General features: G+C 65.9%; 4 protein-coding genes. 2 read left to right on the top strand and 2 right to left on the bottom strand.

Annotated features, from left to right (window positions below; genetic code table 11):
• Positions 1–68 precede the first annotated feature (68 nt).
• Positions 69–1,118, top strand: a complete 1,050-nt coding sequence (locus DD1DGNOD_RS13525; RefSeq protein ID WP_131766763.1) for an LLM class F420-dependent oxidoreductase — start codon at positions 69–71, stop codon at positions 1,116–1,118.
• A gap of 142 nt (positions 1,119–1,260) precedes the next feature.
• Here the strand turns inward: DD1DGNOD_RS13525 and DD1DGNOD_RS13530 are convergent, their stop codons facing one another.
• Entirely contained in the window at positions 1,261–2,421 is a 1,161-nt protein-coding gene (locus DD1DGNOD_RS13530; RefSeq protein ID WP_131766764.1) for an acyl-CoA dehydrogenase family protein, read from the bottom strand.
• Between the two features lie 21 nt (positions 2,422–2,442).
• Positions 2,443–3,306, bottom strand: coding sequence for a 3-hydroxybutyryl-CoA dehydrogenase (locus DD1DGNOD_RS13535; RefSeq protein WP_131770292.1), 864 nt, complete (start codon positions 3,304–3,306; stop codon positions 2,443–2,445).
• A gap of 578 nt (positions 3,307–3,884) precedes the next feature.
• Here DD1DGNOD_RS13535 and DD1DGNOD_RS13540 point away from each other — a divergent pair.
• Positions 3,885–5,048 carry a branched-chain amino acid ABC transporter substrate-binding protein gene (locus tag DD1DGNOD_RS13540; protein WP_131770293.1) on the top strand — a complete coding sequence of 388 codons (1,164 nt, stop codon included), beginning with the start codon at positions 3,885–3,887 and terminating at the stop codon, positions 5,046–5,048.
• The last annotated feature ends 479 nt before the right edge of the window (positions 5,049–5,527 follow it).

Genomic DNA, 5,527 nt, shown 5'->3' on the forward strand with positions numbered 1-5,527 from the left:
GGCCGGTCCGCCGGCGCTATTGTTGCAGTCAGTCATGACTGTTGTTGTGAGCGGAATCGGGGAGATCGATGCGGATCGGAATGACTGTGAGCTACAGTGGCGGCTTCGCGGAGACCGTCGCCGAGCTGGAAGATTTCGAGAAGGTCGGGCTCGACATTGTTGCGGTCCCCGAGGTATACACTTTTGACGCGGTCAGCCAGCTCGGCTTCATCGCGGCGCGGACCAGCCGGTTGGAGATCACTTCCGGCATCCTGCAGTTGTACACCCGTACGCCGACGCTGACCGCGATGACCGCCGCGGGCCTGGACTTCGTCTCCGGCGGCCGGTTCTGGCTGGGTCTGGGCGCTTCCGGGCCGCAGGTGATCGAGGGCTTTCACGGTGTCGTCTATGACGCGCCGCTGGCCCGCACCCGCGAGGTGGTGGAGATCTGTCGCCAGGTGTGGCGGCGGGAACCGGTCGTGCATCAGGGCAGGTATTACCAGATCCCGCTTCCGGAGGGCCAGGGCAGCGGTCTCGGTAAGCCACTGAAGATCATAAATCGTCCGGTACGGCCCCGGATCCCGATCATCCTGGCCGCGATCGGCCCGCGTAACGTCGCGCTGGCTGCCGAGATCGCGGAAGGATGGCTGCCGCTGTTCTTCCATCCGGACAAGGTCGCCGACGCATGGGAAAGCGCTCTGCAGGAGGGTTACGCCAAGCGCGACCCCCAGCTCGGCCCGCTGGACATCACGGCCAGCGTGCCCCTCGCCATCGGCGAGGGCATCGAGGACAACACCGCGCTCCTGCAGCCCTACCGCGCCCAGTTGGCCCTCTACATCGGCGGCATGGGCGCGAAGGGCAAGAACTTCTACAACGACCTGGCCCGCCGGTACGGGTACGAGCAGGCTGCTGAAGTCATCCAGGATCTGTACCTTGCCGGGCACAAGGAGCAGGCGGCGGCAGCCGTCCCGGACGACCTGGTCCGGGACACCTCGCTGGTGGGTCCGCCCGGGTACATCAAGGAGCGGGTTGCCGCCTTTGCGGCGGCCGGTGTCACGACCCTGCACGTGACACCACTGGCGGCCACACACGCCGAGCGTGTGCATGCCGTCGAACAGCTACGCGCGATCATCGACTAGAGCTGGAAGACCGGTCAGAGTCGGAAGCGGTCAGGGCCGGAAGAAGGCACACCACCGGCTGGTGCGGACTCCGGGAGGAGCCCACACCAGCCTTCGCCCCCCAGGTCGGTCGCCCCCGCGGTTTGCGTCAGCGCGGTTTGCGTCAGCTCCTGAGCAGGTGGCGGGCCATGACCATGCGCAGGATCTGGTTGGTGCCCTCGTAAATCTGGGTGATCTTGGCGTCGCGCATCATCCGCTCCACCGGGAAGTCCCGGGTGTAGCCTGCCCCTCCGAACAGCTGCACCGCATCGGTGGTCACCGACATCGCCACGTCCGAGGCGTACGTCTTGGCCGCCGCGGCACGGAACCCCGCCTCCGGCTCACCCCGCTCGCTGGTCGCCGCCGAGGCGTATACCAGGTGCCGCGCAGCTTCGATCTTCATCGCCATCTCGGCCAGCATGAACTGCACACCCTGGAAATCTCCGATGCGCTGCCCGAACTGCCTGCGTTCCCGCACGTAGTCCACTGTTGCGTCCAGTGCACCCTGCGCGATTCCCAGTGCCTGCACCGCGATCGTCGGACGGGTGTGGTCCAGCGTGGCCAACGCCGTCTTCAAGCCGGTTCCGGGGTCGCCGATGATCCGATTTGCCGGGATCGTGCACTCCTCGAAGTGGATCTCCCGGGTCGGTGACCCTTTGATCCCCAGCTTCCGCTCCTTGTTCCCCACCGAGAAACCCGGGTCGTCCCGGTGCACCGCGAACGCCGAAATGCCCCGCGAGGGCTTTTCCGCCTTCGGGTCGCTCACCGCCATCACCGTGTACCAGGTCGACTCCCCGGCGTTGGTGATCCAGGTCTTCGTACCGTTGAGCACCCAGTGATCCCCGTCCAGCCGGGCGCGGGTGCGCATCGACGCGGTATCCGAACCCGCCTCCCGCTCGGACAGCGCGTACGAGATCAAGGCGCCGCCCGCGATGTCGGGCAGTACCGTGTTCTTCAACTCCTCGCCGGCGGACAGGATGATAGGTTGTGTGCCCAGCTTGTTCACCGCGGGGATCAACGACGAGGAGGCGCACACCCGCGCGACCTCTTCGATCACGATGCATGCCGACACCGCGTCCGCGCCCTGACCGCCGTAGGACTCCGGGATGTGCACCGCGTGGAAATCCGCCTTCACCAGGGCATCCTGGGCCTGCGTCGGATACCGCTCGGCTTCATCCACCTCCGCCGCGTACGGCGCGATCTCCTTCTCTGCCAGCGCGCGTACAGCCGCACGCAGCGCGTCGTGCTCTTCACCGAGCCGGTAAAGCCCGAAGCCCTGGCTCATCCCCGATCCTTCCCGAGAAGATCAACTCTGATAGTCGTAGAAGCCGCGGTAGGACTTCTTGCCCAGCAGTCCCGCGTCAACCATCCGCAACAGTAGTGGCGGAGCGGTGTAAAGCGGTTCCTTGAACTCCTCGTACATCGAGTCCGCCACCGCCTTCACGGTGTCCAGCCCGATCAGATCGGCGAGCCGCAGTGGTCCCATCGGATGTGAGCACCCGTGCACCATGCCGTCGTCGATGTCCTCCACCGACGCGAAACCCGACTCCATCATCCGGATTGCTGACAGTATATATGGGATCAACAGTGCGTTGACCACGAAGCCCGCTCTGTCCTGCGAACGGATCACCGTTTTGCCCAGCGCCTCACCGGCGAAGGCCGTGGCGACCGCTATGGTCTCCTCAGCGGTCAACAACGACGGGATCAACTCCACCAGCTTCAACACCGGTACCGGGTTGAAGAAATGGATGCCCACCACATGTGCGGGCCGTGCTGTGGCCATACCCAGCTTCATGATCGGAATCGACGAGGTGTTCGACGCCAGGATCGCATCGGGTGAGGACACCACCTTGTCCAGTGCCGCGAACACCTCCAGCTTGACCTGCTCGTTCTCCGCGACGGCCTCGACTGTCAGATCCCGGTCGGCGAACTCGTCCAGGTCAGTGGTGTAACGTAGCCTGCCCAACGCCGCATCGCGATCATCCGCGGTCAGTTTCCCGCCCCGAACCGCCCGCTCGAACGACTTCTCGATCCGCTGCCGGCCCGCCTCAAGCGCGAGCTGATTCGCCTCGGTTACCAGGACGTCCAATCCTGCCCGCGCACTGACCTCGGCGATACCCGACCCCATCAGCCCGGCACCCACAACCCCGACCCGGTGGATCCCACTCATGTTCGGTTCTCCTTGTCCTGGCCCGGTGGGCCGTTGCGCGTCGCATCGGTCCTGGCCGCCGATCCCGCGCCGGTTCAGTGTCCTCCCGGTGTTCGTCGGCAGCTGAGAGCCTCGCCGTCGCGAACAAAAGATATTTTGACATCCGTCTATCGGATGTACAAGTTTCCTGTCGTTTTTTGCCACCCCACCCCGGACCGGGCGGTCGAACCGGGTCGTCGGAGCCGGAGCCGGAGCTGTGGATGGAGCCGGTCGGTCGTGCTCGTCCCCTTTCCGCTTGCTCCGGCGGGGAGTGTTCGCATCCGGTTGCGAATTGTTATGACGCGCGTACGTCAAGTTTTCGGACGCGAGCTGTAGCGGTTATGTTGCAGACAGTTCGGCAAGCGGGCCGGGCGGGGCAGGTACGGCAGGCGGGATCCGCGGTTGCGCTCCATACGGGACAGCTCACGGCGCGGACTGTCCCGGACACAGCCGAGCGGACGCGGCGCCCTTCGGCGCCGGGGAGCGGATGCTGCGTGCTGTGCCGGGCTCTGCCGGGAACTGCCCGTAACGCCCCACCGGAACGGGTGAAGGGAAACGGCATGGCCAGGCGAACGACGACGGTTGCCGCCGCCGGACTGCTCGCGGTAGCGCTGACCGCCGGCGCATGCGGGGGAGGGACATCCAGCGGCCGGGGTACGGAGTACGTCATCGGCTTCCAGGGGCCGCTGTCAGGTGACGGCCAGCAGCTCGGCGTCAACGCGGTCAACGGCGCCCGAACGGCGGTCGACCGCGCCAACAGAAGCGGGCGCCTCCCGTTCACCCTCCGGCTGGTGGAGGCCGACGACCAGGGCAGCGCGGAACAGGGTCCCACCGCAGCCCAGAAACTCATCGACGATCCGGACGTCATAGGTGTGGTCGGGCCGGTCTTCTCAGACGCCGCCAAGGCCAGTGAACCGCTCTACAGCCAGGCCAGCCTGCTGTCGGTGAGTCCGTCGGCGACGAACCCGCAGCTCACCGAGCTCGGTTTTGTCAGTTTCTATCGTGTGATCGCCCCCGACACCGTGCAGGGTACCGCCGCCGCCGACTATGTCGCGAAGGCGCTCAAATCCCGGAAGGTGTTCTCCCTGGACGACAAGAGCGAATACGGCACAGGCCTGTCCGGGGTACTCGAGAAGGAGTTGCGGACGCAGAGGGTGAATGTCACGCATGACGCCGTCAACCCCACAAAGGACTACACTTCCGAGGCGACGAAAATAATATCCGAGAAACCGGACACGGTGTTCTACTCCGGCTATTATCAGGAATTTGCGCTGCTGGCCAAGGCGTTGCGCGCCAAGGGGTTCACCGGAACCCTCATGAGTGGCGACGGGTCGAACGACGACCAGTTCATCGCCCAGGCGGGTGCGGCGAATGCCGAGGGCGCGTACCTGACCTGTCCGTGTGGCGACCCCAACAGCGACCCGCGGGCCGCCGGATTCGTCGCGGACTACAAGCGGGTCAACAACGGCGCACAGCCGGGGACCTATTCCGGCGAGGCGTACGACGCGACGAACGCGGTTATCGAGGTTCTGCGCAAACTCGGGCCGGAGGCCAGCCGGGAGGCGGTGGCACAGGCGTTCGCATCGGTTGACTTCGAAGGCGTCACCAAGCGGATCGTCTTTTCCCCGACCGGTGACGTCACCGGCTCCACCGTGTACGTCTACCAGGTCCGCGGTGGCCGGCGGAACGTGCTCGGGACCACCGCGGCACTGATCAAACCCTGAATCGAGCCCTGAGCCATGACGGGTGCCCCGCGCGGGGCACCCGTTCGCTCGCCGCAGGCACCGGCCGCTGCGCCGCCAGGTGCGCCCCCGCATCGCCTCAGACCCTGGTCATCGTCGGGATGGCGGTGATGATGCTCATCCTGGTCGACCGGGTGGTCGCCGGCACCCGGCCGGCGGGGGCATCCGCGCGGTCGCGGCGGACGCCGACACCGCGAGCCTGATGAGGATCGACGTCGAACGGATGATCGTCGCCGCGTGCGTGCTCGGCGGTCGGTTGACAGTTGCAAACGGCAGATGAATGAGTGGGACCCGGGACGGTCTTTGGCGCCGTCCGCACCTTCCCCGTGTGCAGACGTTATCTACTCGTCCGCCCCGGGTCCCACTGTCCAAGGACGCTAGGACCCAACCGCCATCGGCGTCAATTCGCCGGGCGGAGAGCATCCGCCTGTTGTTTGTACACTGTGTTTTTCGCCCCCACC

The organism is Candidatus Protofrankia californiensis (genome assembly GCF_900634765.1).
Lineage (GTDB): Bacteria > Actinomycetota > Actinomycetes > Frankiales > Frankiaceae > Protofrankia > Protofrankia californiensis.